The following is a 20,657-nucleotide window of genomic DNA, read 5'->3' as shown; positions in this document are numbered from 1 at the left end:
GTTAGAAAAAGCCTCCTAGTATCCTCTATTATTTATATACAGCACGTTCCCCGCCAATTAGCTTTGGACGTGTTGTTGCAATCGTCACCACTGCTTCTCCCACCATTTTCACTGATGTGCGAACTGGGACAGCTACTGCTTTCAAATGCATACCAATTAATGTTTGTCCAATATCAATACCTGCATGTGCCTGAATGGTTTCAACAACCACAGGGTTAGCAAAACGCGTATAGGCATATGCGGACATAGAGCCACCCGCAGTACGTACTGGAACTACCGCCACTGGATCGTATTCAAACCGTTCAGCTGTTGATGCCTCCATTGTAATAGCACGATTAATATGCTCACAGCCTTGAAATGCTAAATGTAGCTCGTGTTTCATTGCAAATTCTTGTAACGGCTCAAAAATCGCTTCCCCTATCTCCAATGCGCCTGCTGTGCCAATTTTCTGACCAATCACTTCAGATGTAGAGCATCCTACGACAAAAATAGTATGAGGTCGTAATGTTACCTGCTCTTCAAATTCACTGAGTAACTGAGTCAAATGCGTTCGTATTTGTTTTACAACCATTAAGCTCAGCTCCTTCATCTATATCCATTAAAATCATGCCATATATGACAGCCTTGATGAATGCCATATATGGAATAACAATCATTTATTGCTCAAGTTCAGTAATTTTTTCGATGCGTCGTGTATGACGACCACCTTCAAACTCAGTTTCTAGCCACGTTTGGACAATTTCACGTGCAAGACCTGGGCCAATAACACGTTCCCCCATAGCTAAAACATTAGAGTCATTATGGCATCGCGTTGCCTTCGCACTAAATACATCATGTACTAGCGCACAACGAATACCGTTCACCTTATTTGCAGCAATCGACATACCAATTCCCGTGCCACAAATTAAAATGCCTTTATCAAATTTTCCGTTTGCTACACCATCAGAAACTGGCTTTGCGTAATCCGGATAGTCTACTGAATCCGCAGATTGTGGACCAAAATCTTCGTAGCTAATATGAAGCTCATCTAGTAGCTGCATGATCTCACGACGTAGGTTGTTGCCTCCGTGATCAGAAGAAATTGCTATTCTCACTGGGTTCCCTCTTTTCGAATTATAGTCAACCTTAGTGTACCACTTCTTTCTGAAGAATAACACGATTTTTCTTGTATTTTTATGCTGATTTCTCCTAAAAGACGAACATTTATTGTTAACAAGCTAAAAATCATTCACTTTTAAGTTGTTTTTTCTGTGGATAGTGTGAATATCATGTTAATAAATTCGGATAACGGTCTTTTGTTGTAATATTCTATCTACTAAAGTTTTTTTCACATTTTATATACAGTGGACAAACTATATCACTATTTCTTCCAAAAATAAAAAAACTGTCTATAAATCCGATTTTTCATCGCATTTATAAACAGCCTTTCAGGACTAAGCCTGTCGATCAAATTGTTGAATCACTTTATGCAAAGCTTCTGATTGCTTTTTTAAACTTTGTGCTAGGTGCTCTACCTGTTCAATAGCATAGGCTTGCTCTTCAGCCGCACTACGAACTTCTTGTGCACCTGCTGATGTTTCTTCTGCAATTGCAGCCACTTCTTGTGATTGACGAGCAGTTGTCTCAATATTGTGCATTTGCTGTTCAATTAGTGAAGATATCTCTACAATTGCTGTTGCCATTTCATGTACATTAGATGACATACCTTCTACAGCTGTCGTTGTTTCAGATACTCGATCTGCTTCCTTCGTTGCAAAGGCTACCTGTTCATTCATTTGTTTAACTACGACCTCAACATTTTGCTGCATAGACTGGATCAAAGCAGTAATCCCTTGGACAGCTTTTGCACTTTCATCTGCTAAACCACGAACTTCCTCCGCAACTACAGCGAAGCCTTTTCCATGTTCTCCTGCACGAGCTGCTTCAATAGATGCATTTAAAGCTAGTAAATTTGTTTGTGCCGCAATATCACCAACTAAGCCTATAATGCGCTCAACTTGACCCGCATTTTCTTCTAAAGCATGAATGCTTTTTAAGGCCTCATTGTTACCCGTAGCTATTTGCTGAATACTATTAACTAATGTTTCGATTGCATTGGTTGTTGTCGATAAATTATGTAATATCTCTGTAGATTGTGATGCAGATGCTTCTGCTCTACTATTTACTTCTGTCGCAAGAGCTCGTACATCCTCAATTGCCTCAGCGGTATCTTGTACAGCTGTCGCAGATGCTTCAGCTCCTGCCGAAATATGCTTAACGGTTGACGCAATGCCTTCTGCTTTTCGAGTAGCGACTCCCGCTTCATCTGAGAGCTGAATGATCGATTGATTGGTCTGTTGGAAATTTTGATCGATACTTTCGACCATTTGACGTAAATTTAGCACCATTTGTTGGAATGCCTCTGCAACCGAACGTATCTCATCGTTTGTTTTAGGCATTTGAACATCCTGTCCAATTTTCCCCTCTGCTACTAGAGTTGCGGAATGCTCAAGTTGTTGTAAAGGTTTAATTAAAATTACGCTAAAAATGGCAGCCAATATGCCTGACCATGTGATTCCTAATGCATAAGTCACCACTTGAAACACTTTTCCATTAATACTCGGGAAGAAGGTCGGTTGTAAATATTCAATAAATATAAAACTGATACTGTAAGTAATTAATGCTAGCACGCTCACAAATAACACCAATTTAAGTCGTAAACCAAATTGTTTTTTCATAGGGCTCCTCAATTCTATTGTAGTTTTTGTATTAATTGATCAACCAATTCATGTAATTCCGCAAATGTTGCTTCGTATATTGCTCTATTACCACCGTAAGGATCGACTACATTCTCCAGGCTGCCTTCATTCGTATACTCTTTCAATGTAAATACTTTATGATCAGTTCCTGGGAAACTTGAAATAACAGTGTCTTTGTGAGCGGTAGTCATCGTTAGGACTAAATCTGCCCAGTCTATTTCTACCATGGATAATTGTGTTGCAGAATGCTGATGAGACATTCCGGCATCATTTAACACTTGTTGCGCATGTGCTGACATTTGGGCATTAGGCATAGCATAAATACCTGCAGAACGTACTTCTAAATTGTCTATTTGTTTATGTTTTAATATGACTTCTGCCATTGGACTGCGACAAGTATTGCCTGTACAAACAAATAATATTTTCACACTTATCACTCTCCATTTTTATATGAATTATTGCCGAATAGCTAGGATACTCATGATAATAAAAATAATGCCAGCAACGATTTGAATTTTATTCCCAAAAAAGACTTGGCTCCTACGTGCAATGACTAATGACCCATAGGCGCATATCAAGGCACTCAAGCCTGCACTCATAATAAAAATTGTTTTTTCTAAGTTTAGCATACCAAAAGAAACACTAACTGAAAAGGTATCTAGGCTTGCAGTCACGGCTAAAAGTACGGGGGAAATTGTAACTTTTTCATCCCGATGAGAGAATAATAGTAAATGCACGCCAATGCAAAATAACAAAATACTCGATATCCATTGTCCCCATTCTAATAGAAAACGAACTAAATAGTTTCCTAATTCAAATCCCAATAAAGGAAAAATCATATGCAACGCAGCCGTCCATAATGATAAAAATAAGCGATATCTAACATTCGGCAGCAATACATATAGACCAATAACATCAACAGACGTTAATATACCTGCAAGAATTCCCTGCAAGAATGCACTCCTTCTCTCCCTAATATTTTATCATTTTATGCTCGAAAATACATTATTATCATATTTGTCCACATAAGATTTTCCTTTTTATAAATATGATCCATGCACATAAAAAAAGACAAAAGACATGTGAATTTTCAATGTCTTTTGTCACTCAACTTTATTTACAATGAATACCATTTGCCACCAGAGGCCTTTTCAAGTCTATTCATAATAGCTGCCCCTACGCCTTCCGCCGAAGTCGTCGTAGCTAAAATAACGGTAGCTGTTGTTTTATCACATGCTCTAAGTGCATGGTATAATGAAGCACCCATTTCTTCTTTACTTCCCTCTGCACCTACTGAAAAGTAAAAATCAGCTTTACTATGTTGGAAATTTTCAGGTGCAAGAAGTGCTACGGCATGTCCTTGCTGCTGTAATTGTTGAACAGCTTCGCTTACTTCCCCATCATGACAATTAATTAAATATACCGGTGCATTTGGTGCATAATGTGTATATTTCATGCCCGGAGCCTTTGGAGTCTCTTCTAGTTTCTGCTCTATTTTAGTTGGTTGAATAACCGGACCAATTTTAGCTTCAAGCATCTCCTTCGTAATGCCACCTGGACGTAAAATCACTGGAGGCTCATGTGTCACATCTAATACAGTGGACTCTAGCCCAATACCTGTGGAACCTCCATCTAAAATATAAGGTATGTACCCTCCCAAATCATCTAAAACATGGATAGCTTCCGTTGGACTCGGCTTACCACTACGATTAGCACTTGGCGCAGCAAGCGGTTTTTGAAGCTGCTGTAATAAGGCAAGTGCTACTGGATGATCTGGCATCCGAATACCCACAGTCGATAATCCAGCCGTTACACTATGAGCCAGCACATTTGGTTTAGCAGGCATCACAAGCGTTAACGGTCCTGGCCAAAATAAATCCATGCATTGCTTGGCAATTTCAGAAATATGTTCTATATAATTCGTTACTTCCTCTTTTGTACCAACATGAACAATTAAAGGGTTATCTGAAGGGCGGCCCTTCGCTTCAAATATCTTCTTCACTGCCACATCATTTGTTGCAACAGCTCCTAGCCCATAAACCGTTTCTGTCGGAAATGCTACTACCTCTCCCGCATTTAAGATATCCACAGCTTGTGTATAATTAATTTGACTATTCACATTACTGTCCACAACCTTGCAAACGGTTTCCATGATTAAAACCTACCTTCACTTATTGATTCTTACTGAATTATCCACATATTGTTTATAACTTCTTAAAAAATGTGCATAAGTTATCTGAATTTGTGAACAATTCATGCAAAAAGCCCTTTCACCCATTCCCAAATAAAGAATGTTACTTGCTCTTCCTCTTCTGGCTCTTCTGCTTTTACTTCTTCTTTTTCAGGCTCGCAAATGGATGGGAATATACTGCACCACCAGTTATCGCCACGCGCATCACCAATTTTAACTACAATGGAGTGATACACATTTTGTGGATATAATACCGCTCCCTGTCTTTTAGGCGGAAATAAGTTATCCCCAACCACTACCTGTGTATCAATCTGTGGATAGTTTTCGCTTAATTCTGTTTCAATTTGTTGCTTTAATGTTTGAGTTTGCTCATTCCCCGCAACTCCTGCAGTTACTACTTGCATAAAATAGGGCTTTAATTCTTCCACAAGCTGCTCTTTCTCATATTGATCTTGTGCTGTATTGCTGTTAGCAATTACACGAATTCTAAAATCGTTTTCTTGTTCTTGATTAGTAGCCTCTTTTGCAAAACCTACTAATGATGGAATATATAACACACATAGCTGTAAGGCAATGGCCACTACTACTAATCTAGCAAACGCTAGAAAAATATTTTGTTTAGGTAATCTAATAAACTTGTATTCATTTAACATATAAATCCCTCCTTGCTCAACATTGTTGGCAAGATGAAGACACTTTATACATGAATCTCACAAAAAATCATTCGCGGTTTCCCATTAATATCTTTTTCTATCGAAATCGTAGCCTGTGGAAAACTATCTTGAAAGAATTTTGCTACTTTTTCACCTTGTGTATAACCGATTTCTAATCCAATTAATGCAGGTTTATTCATATACATTGGCAATTGCTCTGCTAATTGTCGATATAAAATAAGACCATCTTCCTCCGCAAATAGTGCGCTATGGGGCTCATGCTTTAGTACAACATCTGACATAGCCTCAGCCTCATCAAACGCGATATATGGAGGATTCGATAAAATAATATCAAATTTTTCACCCGCGAGCGGAGCAGTTAAATCTCCCAACCTAAAATCAATATCAGCCTCTAATCTCTGTGCATTTTTTTGTGCTGTCGCTAATGCATCCTCGGATAAATCAGTTGCTACGACCGATAACGCAGGACATTCCAGCTTCATTGAAATGGCAATAGCCCCACTACCCGTACCTATATCAGCTACCTTCAATGCTTGATGTTGAAATAGTTTAGTCATACGATTAATAGTGCCAAGAATTAGTTCTTCCGTTTCTGGTCGAGGAATTAAAACTGATTCATTGACGATAAATGAACGACCATAAAACTCCTCACTTCCCACACAATACTGAACTGGGCGACCATTGACATGTTCTTCTATAAGAGCTTTAAATTTTACTTGCTGTTCTTCTGTTAATTTATCCTGTAAATGTAGCATAACCTCTGAATAACTTGTACCAAGTATATGCTGCATAACAATACGTGCCGCAGTTTGCTCCCGACCATTATCCACTAAAAAAGAAGAAGCCCACTCAAGGGCCTCCATCACATTTTTATAAGTCATCATTTAAGCGCTCTAACTTCGATGCTTGTTCTTCTAAAATAAGCGTATCGATAATTTCGTCCAATCTACCTTCGACGATTTGATCTAGCTTTTGAATCGTTAACCCAATACGGTGGTCTGTTACACGGTTTTGTGGATAATTGTATGTGCGAATTCGCTCTGAACGATCACCAGAACCCACAGCTGACTTACGTGTGGCATCGATCTCTTTTTGCGCTTCTTGCATATACATATCAGCTACACGAGCGCGTAAAATTTTCATTGCCTTTTCACGGTTTTTAATTTGAGAACGCTCATCCTGCATGGAAACTACAACACCCGTTGGTAAATGGGTCATACGAACCGCAGACATCGTTGTATTTACGGATTGACCACCCGCACCAGAAGATGCAAATGTGTCTACACGAATGTCTTTTTCATGAATTTCAACGTCTACTTCCTCTACCTCAGGTAAACATGCTACTGTTGCTGTTGATGTATGGATACGTCCTTGTGATTCGGTAGCTGGTACACGTTGTACACGGTGTGCACCATTTTCAAATTTGAACTTTGAATAAGCACCTTGACCGTTAATCATAAAGATCACTTCTTTATAGCCGCCCATTGGGTTTGGAGTGGCTTCCATAATATCAATTTTCCAGCCTTGTGTTTCTGCATAACGAGAATACATGCGGAATAAATCACCAGCAAAAATATTTGCCTCGTCTCCACCAGCCGCTCCACGAATTTCCATAATAACGTTCTTATTATCATTAGGATCTTTGGGAATTAATAAAATACGTAAACGTTCCTCAAGTTCTTCCTGCTGTGCTTTTAATAGGTTAAATTCTTCCTTTACCATTTCATGCATATCAGGATCTTTTTCGCTATCTAACATTTCACGTGTATCTACTAATTGCTCTTTGACATTTTTATATTCACGATACGAATCCACAGTTTCTTGGATATCTGACTGTTCCTTCGAATATTCACGTAATTTCTTACTATCATTAACAATATCCGGGTCGCTTAAAAGCTCTGTCAGCCTTTCATAGCGATCCTCCACTGCCTGTAATCGATCAAACATGGATTTCACCTCTATTTAGTTTCTTAAATTGCTCCTATTTACCAAGAGCTCTCCATTAAAATTATGCTAAAGCATAATGGTTATTTACAATGTGTATGTCCACTACTTAGTATAAAAAACTTTTCGCATATACGCCACTTTTTCTTAGTGCTTCATACTGTGACCTTCCATTATAGCGAAGGATGAGCATGACATTTTCGGCATACTGGATAATAGGAATCATTTCCACCAATTTGAATTTGATCTCCTGTATATACAGGCTGTCCATTTCCATCTACTCGTAAATTCATCGTTGCTTTTTTATGGCAGAACCAACAAATGGTTTTCATTTCTTCAATTTTATCTGCATATGTAAGCATGTATTGGCTGCCTTCAAACAGTTCATTTTGAAAATCATTTTTTAAGCCAAAGCCCATGACTGGAATATCTAATTCATCCACAATGTTAGCTAGTTGTAAAACATGCGCTTTTTTTAAAAATTGAACTTCATCCACAAGTACACAATATGGTTTAACCGAATTGTTTCGCACAAGTTCAAAAATATTTGTATCTTCATAAACAGGGATGGCTTGCTGTCTTAGACCTACTCGACTGGAAACAAAACCAACCTCATCACGTGTATCTAATCCTGATGTAAACATCATTACAGGTTTCTGTTGTTCTTCATAATTATGGGCAACTTTTAAAATCTCTATTGATTTTCCACTATTCATTGCACCATGTTTAAAATATAGCTGCGCCATACTGTCTTCTCCCTTTCTTTTGGTCGATCTGTATTTTGAAAAGACTTGCATCAACGTGTCATATTTACTGAAAAAAATACCTGCCAAGCACATGCTTGGCAGGTATTAAACTAACATTAGTTTTTAAGACCGTATTTTTTGTTGAAACGATCCACGCGACCATCAGCAGACGCGAATTTTTGACGGCCAGTATAGAATGGGTGACATTCGTTGCAGAACTCGACAACGATGTTTTCTTTTACTGAACCAGTTTTGAAAGTGTTCCCACAAGAGCAAGTTACTGTTGCTTCTTTGTAGTCTGGATGAATTCCTTGTTTCATATTCGTTTTCTCCTCTCGCCCTGAACCATCTGGAACAGAGTATTATCGAACTGTACCTTACATAGCCCGAATATGAGTGAAACCATCAGCTATATATGTACACGTTGCATACTTATGAAGTATAGCATAGGCGTTTTATTATTTTCAAGAAAAAAATATCAAAAGAAAGATTTCAATAGTTTTTATCCACGAACCTCACGATAATCATTATCTTGTAACCCTATTTTTTCATTTCGCTCTTTGAAACGGATATTATGGGAAGAAACATAAGCAACTTTTGGTGCATCAGGTTCTATTAATAGTTTTGCACTATTTAACGCTAATACGCCATCTGTAAAGGCACCTGCTATTAGCCTAACTTTACTTGGATGATCAATAAAATCACCCGCCCCATAGATTCCTTCTATATTAGTTTCTCTCTTTTCATTGACGAGTGCTACGCCATCTTCTATATGTAATCCCCATTCTTCTAGTGCACCATAATCACATTTTAAGCCATGGTTCACAATAACGGCATCTACTTCAACTCGCTCTATCTCTTCCGTCTCTTTATTCATAATCGATACAGACTGGATTAAATCTCCATCACTATGTAATTGCACTACTTCATATGGCGTTTTTACACATACGGAGGATTCCTTCATCCGTAAAACGTTCTTTTCATGACCCCCGAAGTCCTCTCGACGATGAACGATCGTAACACTCGCTGCAATTGGCTCTAACTCATTCGCCCAATCGACGGCTGAATTACCACCGCCTGAAATTAAAACATGTTTATCCCGGAAAATCTCTAATTCCTGTACAGTGTAGTGTAAATTAGTTACTTCATAGCGATCTGCTCCTTCTATTTCAAGCTTTTGCATCGTTAGAACTCCATAACCCACTGCCAAAATCACTGTTTTAGAATAATGCTTTTCACCCGTCGAGGAAGTTAATATAAATGTTCCATCTGGTTGTTTTTCTAATCCTTCTATCTTTTGATTTAAAACAATTGTCGGATCAAAAGTTTGAGCTTGTTCAACAAGCTGGTTGATAAGCTGTCCGCCTAAAATAGGTGTAACTCCACCAACGTCCCAAATCATTTTTTCAGGATAAATTAACATACGACCACCGAGCTGAGAGCTATACTCGATAATTTTCGTTTTTAAATCTCGCATGCCACTATAAAAGGCTGTATAGAGACCTGCTGGACCACCGCCAACAATCGTTACATCATATAGTTCTTTCACCATTATTAGATTCCATCCCCTTCATGCTAATTCCGAGAATTATGATAGGTACTCGGCTACCCCACCTTTATTGTTCACAAAAATACTTTCACTATCTATTCCTTTAATCGTGCTAATAAATACAAGAAATAAGGAGCGCCTATAACGGCAACGACGATCCCCGCTGGAATTTCTGAAGGCTCGAGTATAGAACGACCAATCGTATCAGCCATTAATACGAGAAAACCCCCTAATAATGCCGCCGCAGGAAGTAAAAATTGATGCTTTGCCCCAACCAGTTGGCGAGCTAAATGTGGAGCGATGAGCCCTACGAAGCCAATGCCACCACTTACAGAAACACTAGCGCCTGCTAAGCCAACTGCTGCGGCTAATAACCAACGCCGCTCTTTTTCAATCGAGGCCCCTAATCCGACAGCTGTTAATTCGCCTAAATTCAAAATGTTTAATACCCGAGATTTCGCATAAACAAATGGTAACAAGATCACTAACCATGGTAATAATGAAAGAACAAATCTCCAATTCGAACCCCATATGCTCCCTGCCAGCCATGTTGCCACAAACTGATAATTTTCAGGTGATAGGCGTAGTGTTAGCACAATCATTGCTGAGCTAATACCTGCTGCTACAGCTACCCCTGTTAAAATTAAACGCATGGGTGTAATACCTTCATGTCGTTTATAAGAAAGTGAATAAATCAGAATTGCCGTTAAGCCTGCTCCTATAAAGGCAAGTACTGGCAGTAAATAGACAGGTGCCGCCTTCGTTGTTGGAAAAAATGAAATATACAGCATAACTGCAAGACCAGCACCCGCATTAATCCCTAAAATACCTGGGTCTGCTAAAGCATTTTTAGAAACACCTTGTAAAATAGCACCTGAAATAGCTAAACCCATTCCCACTAATACAGCTATCACGATTCGTGGAAGCCTAAATTCAAATAGGATTAATTGTTGCTGTGCATCTCCTTGTCCAAAAAGAGTCTTAAAAACCTCCATTGGTGTTAGCTTAATCACCCCAGTATTCATACTAATCACAAAGGTAATGAAGATTAACACAAGCAATGTAGCAATAATGATAAAATTTTTCTTTTTTGTCTTCTGCTGACTTGGCGTTAAATAGCTGTTACTCATAGCTCTTTCCCTCCTTTACGTGCTAAATACAGGAAGAAAGGAACACCAATAAAGGCAATTAAAGCACCAATCGGCGTTTCATAAGGAGGATTGATAATGCGTGCTACTAAATCAGCTAACACCACGAGCAACGCTCCATATACTAACGAACAAACGATAATCCAGCGATAATCATGACCAACTATGTATCTCGTTAAATGGGGAATTATTAAGCCTACAAAACCAACTGCTCCTACAACAGAAACTGCCGCACCCGCTAAAATTAACACAATGATCATTCCCCATACTTTTACAACACCCGTACGTTGTCCGAGCCCAACAGCAATTTCCTCCCCTAAGCTCAGTACAGTGATTGAACGTGATAAAATAAGAGCTCCTATCATCGCAATAAGTATCCAAGGTGATAATATTTGTAGATGGCTCCATTTTGTTCCCGAAACACCGCCCGCATACCAAAAGGCAAGGTCTTGACCAATACGGTAATAAAGAGCAATCCCTTCTCCTAGCGCTCCAAGCAATGCACTAACAGCCGCACCAGCCAAAACAAGTCGCATAGGTGTTAAACCACCTTTAGACAGCGACCCAATACCATAAACAATGGCTACCCCAAGACCTGCTCCAATAAAGGACCATAAAATTAAAAACATATAAGGCATACCAGGGAAAAAGGCAAAGCACACTGCCAACATAAATGCGGCTCCAGAGTTCAAGCCCAACAATCCTGAATCTGCTAATGGGTTACGTGTCATACCTTGCATAATCGCCCCCGCTACTGCAAAGCTTGCTCCTACTAGAGCTGCCCCGAGTACTCGCGGTAAGCGGATATCATGAATAATTTGATGTGTAGTTAATTCTGGTGAAAAATGGGTAACTGCTGTCCAAACAGTACCCAGTGAAATATCTGCTGCACCAAAAGAGATCGATAAGCCAATAGCTAAAATTAATCCAATTACTCCTACAATTAAAGCTACTACTCCACGGATCGGATGAGATCGTTTCTGTAGCTCCTCTAAATCGTTGAGCTCTCCTACTCCTGTCGACGTAGTCATTTTATTTCCTCCTTATAAACTTCCCAATAAACATACAGACTAGATTTTATTTCTTCATATCGTATAGCTGATAGGATAGGCAGATTGGATTTTTACTATATGGACAAACAGCCATTTCAGCATCAATATTGAACACTCTTTGTAAATTTTCCTTTGTCATCACTTCTTCTGGACTTCCATCCACTATTAAATTCCCGTCTCTCATGGCCATGATAAAGTGGGAGAAGCGTGATGCATGATTCAAATCATGTAATACCATGATTATTGTTCGACCTTCTTCTTTATTTAACTTTTGTAAAAGCAATAAAATATCTAGCTGATGGGCTAAATCTAAATATGTGGTTGGTTCATCCAGTACTAGAATATCAGTGCCTTGTGCTAATGCCATGGCAATCCAAACCCTTTGACGTTGGCCACCTGACAATGCTTCAATTGGTCGATCACTAAATTCCCTTAATCCCGTCACATCAATAGCCCAATGGATATACTCATAGTCTTCCTTGCGCAATGTACCAAACCCCACTTGGTGAGGAAAGCGACCATATGATACTAGCTCAAAAACAGTTAAGCCTCCTGGAGCTGTTGCCGTTTGGGGTAAAATAGCCATTCTTTTGGCTACTTCCTTGGTCTTCAATTGGTGAATTGCTTTACCATCTAAATAAACCGCCCCATTTTGAGTCTGAAGTACACGGGCTACTGCCTTTAATAAAGTAGATTTCCCACAACCATTTGGACCGATAATTGTGGAAATCTGCCCTTTTGGAATTTCCACGCTTAAATCATTGACTATGAGCGTCGAGGAATAACCAATCGCCACACGATCTATTTCTAGTACTGACATAATTAACTTCCTTTCATTTTTGAGAGTGCTTTGAACCAAACTTATATTTGTAGACCAAATTGAGCTGTATACAACCCATAATAAGCATGTTTTCGTTCCATTAATTGCTCATGTGTTCCTTCTTCAATAATGCCTTTTTTCGATACAACAACAATTCTATCTGCATCCTTAATTGTTGCTAATCGATGGGCAATTACTAACGTCGTACGACCAATAGAAAGCTCGTTTAATGCTTGTTGAATAGCTTGTTCCGTTTCAGTGTCCAATGCCGATGTTGCTTCATCAAGTATTAAAATTTTTGGGTTTTTCAGGAAAATCCGTGCGATGGATAGTCTTTGTTTTTGACCTCCTGATAACTTCACACCTCGCTCACCAATTAATGTATCCATTCCCTCTGGGAGTGCTTTAATGACATCGGTCAGCTGTGCACGCTGAGCTGCGTACCAAATATCTTCTTCACTAGCATTCAGATTGCCGTAAGCGATATTATCACGAATAGTGCCATCAAATAAAAAGACATCTTGTTGAACAATCCCAATATGACCCCGCAATGATTGCAATTTGTAATCCCTTATATCCACACCATCAATTTTAATGGAGCCTTCATTGACATCATAAAAACGTGGCAGCAAACTGCAAATTGTAGATTTTCCTGCTCCTGATGGACCTACTAGTGCAACTGTTTCACCAGGGCGAACCTGTAAATTAATGTGATGTAAAGCACGATTCGCATCTGAGTAGCCAAACGATACATCCGTGAATGTGATTTCGCCATCAATTTCATCGATATCTTTCGCTTCTGGTCGATCCGCTATCTCAGGCTCTGTTTCAAGAAATTCAATATAGCGTCTAAATCCTGCCATACCTTTTGGATAGCTTTCTATAAACATGTTGATTTTATTAATAGGGCCAAGCAGAATCCCTGAAAGTAAAATAAATGCGATAAAGTCTCCATTAGATAGATCGCCATTTAACACAAAATAAGCTCCAACAAATAATGTAAATAATGACAATACCTTTGTTAGAATACCTGAAATGGCTTCATTCCAAGCCATGACCTTATAAGAGAACAATTTAGTCATTCGGAATCTTTCATTGTTTACCTTAAAGCGTTTAATTTCATGATCCTCATTTGTAAATGCCTGTACAACACGAATACCGCTGACATTGTTTTCAACGCGAGCATTAAAATCAGCAATATCTCCAAACATTTGACGAAATGCTTTTGACATTAATTTTCCGAAAATAATCGTCAGAACTAGGATGATCGGCACAAGTAGGAAAATAAGAATTGTAAAGGTTGGATTTATGTAGAACATCACACCAAATGTCCCTATAATGGTCATTGCTGCAATAAAAATATCTTCAGGACCGTGGTGGGCAAGCTCACCGATATCCATTAAATCGTTCGTTAATCGGGAAACAAGATGTCCCGTTTTATTATTATCAAAATATCTAAAAGAAAGTTTTTGTACATGGCTAAAGGATTCCTTTCTCATATCCGTTTCAATATTAATCCCTAGCATATGTCCCCAATACGACACGATGAAATGGAGAATGGAGTTAAAAATATATAAGACAAATAACAATAAACTCGCCATAATAATCCACTTTAGTTCGCCATCTGGCAAAATATCATCAATTACTTTATTTAAAACAAGTGGAAACGCTAATTCGATTAATGCTACTAAAATGGCGCAGCTAAAATCTAAAATAAATAAGCGTTTATATGGTTTGTAATATGAGAAAAATCGCTGTAATAACATGGTTGTAGCCTCCTATTGCAATATCAATCTTCATATCTACTAATGTATTTTTGTTGAGTCTTCGTAAACTCTACTATTTTGTCAGCCAGCTCTTCAGCTTGATGGAGACCCGAAAGTGGATCAGAGGCAAAATAATATTCAGATGGAAGCTCTATAATTTGATTATTTTTTACGACATCTAAGTTTGTCCAAGTCCCTGGCAACTTCCCATCTTTGTTAAAGAAGTTAATCATGAAGTTATAATCAGCTACAAAATCACTTACTACCTCGTAGGAAATCTCATAACGTCCGCCACTCGCCTCTTTTGCATCATATAACTCCTGCACTTTTTCTTGAGGCTTCAGACCCAAAATTTGATAGATTGCTCTACCACCCGATACGCTTGAATTTCCAACAATCGTTGCATTTTTTTCAAACATTTCATAAATAGTAAATGTTGCTCCGTCTGGAACCACATCATTTATTTTTTCCTTAGCTGTAGCTATCCGATCTTCAAACTCATTAACAAATGTTTCAGCTTCTTTTTGTCTTCCTAAATAACTTCCCATCGCCTTAATTTCCTCTATTGCTGATGAATGAGCATCTTCAGCAAAGACAATTGTAGGTGCAATTTTCCCATATTTCCCTACATCTTCTGGATTCCATGTAATGATTAAATCTGGCTTTAGCTCTAGAATTTTTTCCAATGATACCTTCCCATCAGTACCAATATTCGTAATTTCCCCATCCTTGTAGTGTTGTTTTAAAAACGTAGCATAATCGAGGTTAGCTGTTACCCCTCCTACTGGTACAACATCTAACGCTAAAATTTGGCCAAGATACCAGTCTGTGATAACTCTTTTTGCTCTCACTGGAATTTCTACTTCACGGCCACTGTCATCTGTCACCATTCTTGTCTCTATAGTATCTGGAGTAGTTTGTTCCTCTACCTTTGATGAGACCGATTCTTCATTACATGCAGTTAATAAAACAAACAGGCTCAGAAAAAAAGGCAGTCTTATATGTTGAATCACCTTTTGCATCATGATTTCATTTTCTCCGTTCTCAAATCGGTTTGCTTGCGCGAGCTGATTCTCATTGTATTGAAAATGATTCTCATTTGTAATGGCCATTTCGGACATATAAGATGTATATTTCAGCCTAAAATTACTTGGTGCCATATTTGTAGCCTTTTTAAAGGCACGACTAAAATAGTATTCATCTTCATAGCCAAGTGAAATAGCAATTTCCTTTATACCAAATTGATTTTCCAACAAATATTGTTGTGCCTGCTCAATTCTTAATTGCTGTAAATAAATTTGTGGTCCTACCCCATAGCGTGCTTTAAAAATTCGTAATAAATGACGTGTACTAATATGAAGCGTATCTGCCAATGTTTGTATAGATAATGGTTGATGAAGATGCTGATGAATATATAGCCGTGCTACTTCTGCCTTATCCATTTCATGCGGGTTCCCCTGCCCATCTGCTAATTCTTGAAACACACGATAAACAAATTCATACAAAGAGGCTTTAACTGAAAAATGATCTTGAATTGAGCCCGACATCCATTTGCTATACATATCTTGAAGTATGTTGTGAATGGCTATTGGATTAGCAGGCACACAAGAGAAATTTATTTGAAAAGGTTGATATTGCATCTGTAAATGCTGCATAAAGGCATCCTTATAGATGACATCTCCTTCATAACGTATGAGGAAGTAGCTAACACTATGCTGTGCGTTAATTTGTAAACTTTGAGATTTACCAATGTGAAAAATACTGAAACGCTGTACATAATAAGGCTGTTCATCAATGATAATTTGCGCCTCTCCTGCTGTTATGATAAGGAACGAACTATTAGTTACTATCTTTGAAATTTGAACTTTTGATTTATTTACGTAATTAATATGCTTCATTTGAACATAGGCATTTTGCCAAAGCAGCATGTAGGCATCATAGTTCATCCGAATCTCCTTCAAAAAGATATTTATTAACTTCATTATATTGATAATGATTATCAATTTCAATAAACTTCGAAACAAAGAAATAAAAATACCTGCTAAGCATATGCCTAACAGGTATTTTCTCAATCATTTTTAAAATTTTTGAGTTGAAATTTGTGTGATTAGTATTATATTTTAGAGAAAAGATATTTTGTTCTTTTTGTGACTTAGCTGGAAAAGTCGTCTACAAATGCACACCTTACTTGCCAAACTTTTTTAGTTTAAAACAAAAAACCTAAATAATCTCCAATTGTAGAATCAATAATAAAGGAAAAAATAATTGCAGATAATATACCTGTTACAACTAAATAGAAAATAAAACTATAAAAATTATCAATAATTTTAGATGTATTACTTAGCAAATTAATCATTACAAAAATAGGTATAATAACAATTGCTAACGTAAAACCAACGTATAGCATAAATATTGAATAGGTATAGGATTTCAACAAGCCTAATAATATACTTAAAACTGTTATAGCAATAGGAAGTGCATAATAATTCCCTATTTTACTAATAACATTTGTAAAACTAAGATTCTCAGAAAATAGTTTGGAAGTTAAAAATATAGCTACTACGTTTATTGCTATTAATAGAGTGAGAAATAAAGACATATAGAAAATCACTTGAATTATAGATGGTCCATAGTTTTCAAAGAAACCAAAACCTCCAGAAGTGAATCTCTTTAATAACATGAAAACTGATAACGCGGTTATAATAACATAGATTACCATGCTAATAATGTTATTTTTCCAAGCTGCTTCTATATTTAAACTTGTAGATGGATTTTTTAATTGTTCCAGAAAATAATTAACGTATAATTTTGATTGCTTTTTTATTGATTCAATTTGATCGCTACTTTGCGAAGTATGTGTAAATTGTGATTGTGATTGTGATTGAGACTGATCTTGATAATCATTCATGTCATTTATTGTTGCTGCTTGTTCGAAAACAGAACTTTCTAATGGAGCTCCACATTTCCCACAGAAATTCCCTTCCTCTTGTAAATGTCCACATGTTAAACAATTTTTCATATTACACCTCATTAAAATTTTGTTTTTTTCGTATCTAAATCAACAATTTCATCAATAAAATATTCCCCATTTTCAAATGCGAAGATATATTTCTTTTTACGTTCATAGTTTATAAACCCTTCTTTATCTGAAGAATAATTAAAAGTTTCAAATGATTGTAACTCAAATTGTTTATCTGATAACTTTATAAATGAAATAATATCATTTAACAAAAAATCGTAGTTATAGCCAGGAATGTTATCATGGTCAGTTACAAACTTCGCATAATCTTTTTTTATTTTGCTTCCATCTTTAAAATAGTCATCTATGTAATCAAAATTTGTATATTGAATAGCTGATGCATAGTCTGTTCGGAAATTTTTGTAAATACTTCGGATGAAATCTTCATGTTCTGCTAATTTTTCTTCCGCACGAATGTGCTCAAATGCTAAATAGATTGAATTATTATCTAACGGCATTATTTCCGATTTTACAGTCTTACCATCTTTATCTTGACCTTGTGCATAAATTTCAATTTTACTATTAAGTTTTGCTGGAAAAATTTCTCTTAATTCACTTACTTTTTTCTCTGTAGATTTTCCGTTTATATACAACACTGCATCTTCTAAATCTGAGTCTACAAATACTGTTTGAAAATTCCAATCTACATCAATTTGGGCAATATTCTCAGATTGTGCTTCAAGTATTAGGTTTCCTTCCTCTGCTAAAGGTATATAACCATCTTCATAGCTATAAGACCACACATATTCTCCTGGAATATATTGACCAAATCCAACATTTTCCTCATCATTTTTACTTACAATTTCCTTATCCCCAAACTTTAAAGTCATATTTTTAAAAGGTGCATAGATAAACACCTCCGTCGGAATAACTGTGAATTCTACTCTGTCATAAAGCCCAAAGAAAATAGGCTTACTATTAACGGAAATAAACTCACCACCATTGTATATAATGTCTGGATTTTCATTATTCTTTATACGCTCTACTTCATATATCAGTTGATTTCGCAAGTTTGTCCAACCATAATCTTTCACAATTGCATACAAATTTTGAGCATTGGCTTCAGTACCTTCTTTTATATTAAATTCTTGAAAAAAGGCATCTTTATCTTGATTATTGTATGCTTCATTCATTGCGCTAATCTGCTTCGTCGGGTCAAATATACTACTTAAAATAAAATGTACACTAATAAGCAGTAATAGGAGGACACCTGAAATAGATAGAATCCATTTCTGTTTCTTAGATATTTTTTTAAAATTTTTCTCGGCTTTTTGCTCTTGAAATTCCTTAAGACTATTTCCGCAGTTAGTACAATACAATACTTCTTCACTATTTTTTTCCCCGCAATTTGTGCAAAATTTCACTAATAATCACCATTCCCTATGTATTATAACAAAATTATACAATACATTTTTGTATAATAGTAGGTTTTTTTGCCAATTTGCACTGTTTATATATACATAATTTCGGTAAAAAAGTATTAGGTAAATTCACCTTTTTATAATAAAAAAACCACCATTAGCTAATTCAAGCTAATGGTGGTTCTATTCAATTCTTAGTCGTGAAAAATAAGCAAGGTATGAAAAATTAATAATTTCTCTCGTTAAAGGAGCCCTTTACCTTTTGTTGCTTTTTTCATATCTTCGTTCAGTTTTTCAAAAAATTCTTCGTTCGATTTTGTTGTACGAATTTTTTTCAGGAAGCGTTCCGCAAAATCAGGCGCATCTGAAAATGTTTTACGAATCGCCCATAGTTTTTCAAGTTGTTCGAGCTCAAGCAATAACTCTTCCTTACGTGTACCTGAACGGCGAATATCAAGCGCAGGGAAAATTCGGCGCTCTGCCAACTGGCGATCTAAATGAAGCTCTAAATTACCTGTCCCCTTAAATTCTTCGTAAATTACCTCGTCCATACGTGAACCAGTATCTACTAAAGCAGTCGCTAATATCGTTAAGCTACCGCCTTCTTCAATATTTCGAGCCGATCCAAAGAAGCGTTTAGGTCTATGGAAGGCAGCTGGATCGATCCCCCCTGAAAGCGTGCGTCCACTTGGAGGAATGACAAGGTTAAATGCACGCGCCAAACGTGTGATAGAATCCATTAAAATAATGACATCACGTTTATGTTCCACTAAACGGCGTGCACGCTCTAAAACGATTTCTGCCACTTTGACATGATTTTCTGGAACTTCATCAAACGTTGAGCTAACAACATCTGCATTTACAGACCGCTCAATATCTGTTACTTCCTCAGGACGTTCATCTATCAGTAAGACAATTAGCTCTGCTTCTGGATGATTTGTCGTAATAGCGTTTGCAATTTCTTTTAATAAAGATGTTTTCCCCGCTTTCGGCGGTGCAACGATTAATCCACGCTGACCAAATCCTACAGGTGCCACTAAATCCATAATACGTGTTGATAAATTACGCTGAGTTGTCTCCAGTTTAATTTGTCTGTCTGGATATAGTGGAGTTAATGCAGGGAAATGCACACGTTCCTTTGCAACTTCAGGATCCTCGCCATTGACGGCATCAACTTGCAATAAGCCGTAATAACGTTCATTTTCCTTAGGTGGTCGCACCTTCCCAGATACCTTGTCCCCATTACGAAGATCAAAGCGACGAATTTGAGATGCAGAAATATAAATATCTTCTTTACTTGGAGAGTAGTTTATTGGTCGAAGGAAGCCAAAGCCCTCTTGCGAAACAATTTCAAGTACACCTTCCATAAAGAAATAGCCTTCTTGCTCTGAACGCGTTTTCAAAATAGCAAATATTAATTCTTTTTTCGTTAGCTTGCTATAATATGAAATTTTATATTGGCGTGCAAGAGCGTAAAGCTCTTTTAACGTCATGTTTTCTAATTGAGCGATTGTCAATGCAGACATATGCACAACTCCAGTCTTTTTCAAAATATAATACAATTATTGGGGTTATCATCGAAGATTTTTTACGAACGAATGGCTCAGTTCCCACTATACGGTTACCTCAGTAGGTCAATAACAAATACA

Annotated in this window: 20 protein-coding genes; all 20 read right to left on the bottom strand. The window is 37.2% G+C overall.

Annotation, left to right across the window (positions count from 1 at the left end; all coding sequences use genetic code 11):
• Positions 1-28: 28 nt before the first annotated feature.
• Positions 29-571 carry a TIGR01440 family protein gene (locus AC1Q6O_RS01435; RefSeq protein ID WP_239354153.1) on the bottom strand — a complete coding sequence of 181 codons (543 nt, stop codon included), beginning with the start codon at positions 569-571 and terminating at the stop codon, positions 29-31.
• Between the two features lie 85 nt (positions 572-656).
• Positions 657-1,094: a ribose 5-phosphate isomerase B gene (rpiB, locus tag AC1Q6O_RS01430; RefSeq protein WP_008180565.1), complete on the bottom strand. Its 438-nt coding sequence runs from the start codon at positions 1,092-1,094 to the stop codon at positions 657-659.
• Positions 1,095-1,433: 339 nt separating this feature from the next.
• Entirely contained in the window at positions 1,434-2,717 is a 1,284-nt protein-coding gene (locus tag AC1Q6O_RS01425) for a methyl-accepting chemotaxis protein (RefSeq protein ID WP_036123044.1), read from the bottom strand.
• Between the two features lie 14 nt (positions 2,718-2,731).
• Positions 2,732-3,166 carry a low molecular weight protein arginine phosphatase gene (locus AC1Q6O_RS01420; RefSeq protein WP_090002947.1) on the bottom strand — a complete coding sequence of 145 codons (435 nt, stop codon included), beginning with the start codon at positions 3,164-3,166 and terminating at the stop codon, positions 2,732-2,734.
• 27 nt (positions 3,167-3,193) lie between these two features.
• The gene (locus AC1Q6O_RS01415; RefSeq protein ID WP_090002946.1) at positions 3,194-3,691 is read right to left on the bottom strand and encodes a manganese efflux pump MntP; all 498 of its coding nucleotides are present in this window, start codon (positions 3,689-3,691) and stop codon (positions 3,194-3,196) included.
• Between the two features lie 164 nt (positions 3,692-3,855).
• Entirely contained in the window at positions 3,856-4,890 is a 1,035-nt protein-coding gene (locus AC1Q6O_RS01410) for an L-threonylcarbamoyladenylate synthase (RefSeq protein ID WP_239354152.1), read from the bottom strand.
• 101 nt (positions 4,891-4,991) lie between these two features.
• Positions 4,992-5,582 (bottom strand): stage II sporulation protein R, encoded by a 591-nt coding sequence (locus AC1Q6O_RS01405; RefSeq protein ID WP_008180573.1) that lies wholly within the window; start codon positions 5,580-5,582, stop codon positions 4,992-4,994.
• Positions 5,583-5,626: 44 nt separating this feature from the next.
• Positions 5,627-6,487: a peptide chain release factor N(5)-glutamine methyltransferase gene (gene prmC / locus AC1Q6O_RS01400; protein ID WP_239354150.1), complete on the bottom strand. Its 861-nt coding sequence runs from the start codon at positions 6,485-6,487 to the stop codon at positions 5,627-5,629.
• Positions 6,474-7,550, bottom strand: coding sequence for a peptide chain release factor 1 (gene prfA / locus AC1Q6O_RS01395; protein WP_008180577.1), 1,077 nt, complete (start codon positions 7,548-7,550; stop codon positions 6,474-6,476). The genes prmC and prfA overlap by 14 nt, the downstream gene beginning before the upstream one ends.
• A gap of 170 nt (positions 7,551-7,720) precedes the next feature.
• On the bottom strand, positions 7,721-8,293 hold the full coding sequence (locus AC1Q6O_RS01390) for a thymidine kinase (protein WP_025114779.1): 573 nt from the start codon (positions 8,291-8,293) through the stop codon (positions 7,721-7,723).
• Positions 8,294-8,409: 116 nt separating this feature from the next.
• Positions 8,410-8,613 carry a 50S ribosomal protein L31 gene (rpmE, locus tag AC1Q6O_RS01385; RefSeq protein WP_004269457.1) on the bottom strand — a complete coding sequence of 68 codons (204 nt, stop codon included), beginning with the start codon at positions 8,611-8,613 and terminating at the stop codon, positions 8,410-8,412.
• A gap of 182 nt (positions 8,614-8,795) precedes the next feature.
• On the bottom strand, positions 8,796-9,845 hold the full coding sequence (locus tag AC1Q6O_RS01380; RefSeq protein WP_090002943.1) for an NAD(P)/FAD-dependent oxidoreductase: 1,050 nt from the start codon (positions 9,843-9,845) through the stop codon (positions 8,796-8,798).
• 92 nt (positions 9,846-9,937) lie between these two features.
• Entirely contained in the window at positions 9,938-10,972 is a 1,035-nt protein-coding gene (locus AC1Q6O_RS01375) for a FecCD family ABC transporter permease (RefSeq protein WP_089986943.1), read from the bottom strand.
• Positions 10,969-12,021 carry a FecCD family ABC transporter permease gene (locus AC1Q6O_RS01370; protein ID WP_107921620.1) on the bottom strand — a complete coding sequence of 351 codons (1,053 nt, stop codon included), beginning with the start codon at positions 12,019-12,021 and terminating at the stop codon, positions 10,969-10,971. The genes AC1Q6O_RS01375 and AC1Q6O_RS01370 overlap by 4 nt, the downstream gene beginning before the upstream one ends.
• Before the next feature lie 46 nt (positions 12,022-12,067).
• On the bottom strand, positions 12,068-12,862 hold the full coding sequence (locus AC1Q6O_RS01365; protein ID WP_239354147.1) for an ABC transporter ATP-binding protein: 795 nt from the start codon (positions 12,860-12,862) through the stop codon (positions 12,068-12,070).
• A gap of 41 nt (positions 12,863-12,903) precedes the next feature.
• The gene (locus AC1Q6O_RS01360) at positions 12,904-14,628 is read right to left on the bottom strand and encodes an ABC transporter ATP-binding protein (RefSeq protein ID WP_342550729.1); all 1,725 of its coding nucleotides are present in this window, start codon (positions 14,626-14,628) and stop codon (positions 12,904-12,906) included.
• A 23-nt stretch (positions 14,629-14,651) separates the two neighbouring features.
• Positions 14,652-16,574: an AraC family transcriptional regulator gene (locus AC1Q6O_RS01355; protein WP_492400883.1), complete on the bottom strand. Its 1,923-nt coding sequence runs from the start codon at positions 16,572-16,574 to the stop codon at positions 14,652-14,654.
• Between the two features lie 260 nt (positions 16,575-16,834).
• Positions 16,835-17,647, bottom strand: coding sequence for a DUF6574 domain-containing protein (locus tag AC1Q6O_RS01350; RefSeq protein WP_427535241.1), 813 nt, complete (start codon positions 17,645-17,647; stop codon positions 16,835-16,837).
• 11 nt (positions 17,648-17,658) lie between these two features.
• Positions 17,659-19,011 (bottom strand): TcaA 3rd/4th domain-containing protein, encoded by a 1,353-nt coding sequence (locus AC1Q6O_RS01345; protein ID WP_492400882.1) that lies wholly within the window; start codon positions 19,009-19,011, stop codon positions 17,659-17,661.
• A gap of 239 nt (positions 19,012-19,250) precedes the next feature.
• A complete protein-coding gene (gene rho / locus AC1Q6O_RS01340; protein WP_492400881.1) occupies positions 19,251-20,534 on the bottom strand; it encodes a transcription termination factor Rho in 1,284 nt (427 codons plus the stop codon).
• Positions 20,535-20,657 lie beyond the last annotated feature (123 nt).

The sequence above is a fragment of the Lysinibacillus sp. GW823-FHT06C08 genome, from assembly GCF_058795135.1.
The sequence above is the reverse complement of the archived record's forward strand: the minus strand, read 5'-3'. Positions and strand labels throughout refer to the sequence as shown.

Bases quoted from the DNA above. Each gene is read 5' to 3' on its own strand.
- AC1Q6O_RS01355 (WP_492400883.1), bottom strand. From the start codon at position 16,574: ATGAACTATGATGCCTACATGCTGCTTTGGCAAAATGCCTATGTTCAA.
- prfA (WP_008180577.1), bottom strand. From the start codon at position 7,550: ATGTTTGATCGATTACAGGCAGTGGAGGATCGCTATGAAAGGCTGACA.
- AC1Q6O_RS01370 (WP_107921620.1), bottom strand. From the start codon at position 12,021: ATGACTACGTCGACAGGAGTAGGAGAGCTCAACGATTTAGAGGAGCTA.
- AC1Q6O_RS01365 (WP_239354147.1), bottom strand. From the start codon at position 12,862: ATGTCAGTACTAGAAATAGATCGTGTGGCGATTGGTTATTCCTCGACG.
- AC1Q6O_RS01350 (WP_427535241.1), bottom strand. From the start codon at position 17,647: ATGAAAAATTGTTTAACATGTGGACATTTACAAGAGGAAGGGAATTTC.
- AC1Q6O_RS01390 (WP_025114779.1), bottom strand. From the start codon at position 8,293: ATGGCGCAGCTATATTTTAAACATGGTGCAATGAATAGTGGAAAATCA.
- prmC (WP_239354150.1), bottom strand. From the start codon at position 6,487: ATGATGACTTATAAAAATGTGATGGAGGCCCTTGAGTGGGCTTCTTCT.
- AC1Q6O_RS01410 (WP_239354152.1), bottom strand. From the start codon at position 4,890: ATGGAAACCGTTTGCAAGGTTGTGGACAGTAATGTGAATAGTCAAATT.
- AC1Q6O_RS01360 (WP_342550729.1), bottom strand. From the start codon at position 14,628: ATGTTATTACAGCGATTTTTCTCATATTACAAACCATATAAACGCTTA.
- AC1Q6O_RS01425 (WP_036123044.1), bottom strand. From the start codon at position 2,717: ATGAAAAAACAATTTGGTTTACGACTTAAATTGGTGTTATTTGTGAGC.
- AC1Q6O_RS01380 (WP_090002943.1), bottom strand. From the start codon at position 9,845: ATGGTGAAAGAACTATATGATGTAACGATTGTTGGCGGTGGTCCAGCA.
- AC1Q6O_RS01405 (WP_008180573.1), bottom strand. From the start codon at position 5,582: ATGTTAAATGAATACAAGTTTATTAGATTACCTAAACAAAATATTTTT.
- AC1Q6O_RS01375 (WP_089986943.1), bottom strand. From the start codon at position 10,972: ATGAGTAACAGCTATTTAACGCCAAGTCAGCAGAAGACAAAAAAGAAA.
- AC1Q6O_RS01435 (WP_239354153.1), bottom strand. From the start codon at position 571: ATGGTTGTAAAACAAATACGAACGCATTTGACTCAGTTACTCAGTGAA.
- rpmE (WP_004269457.1), bottom strand. From the start codon at position 8,613: ATGAAACAAGGAATTCATCCAGACTACAAAGAAGCAACAGTAACTTGC.
- rho (WP_492400881.1), bottom strand. From the start codon at position 20,534: ATGTCTGCATTGACAATCGCTCAATTAGAAAACATGACGTTAAAAGAG.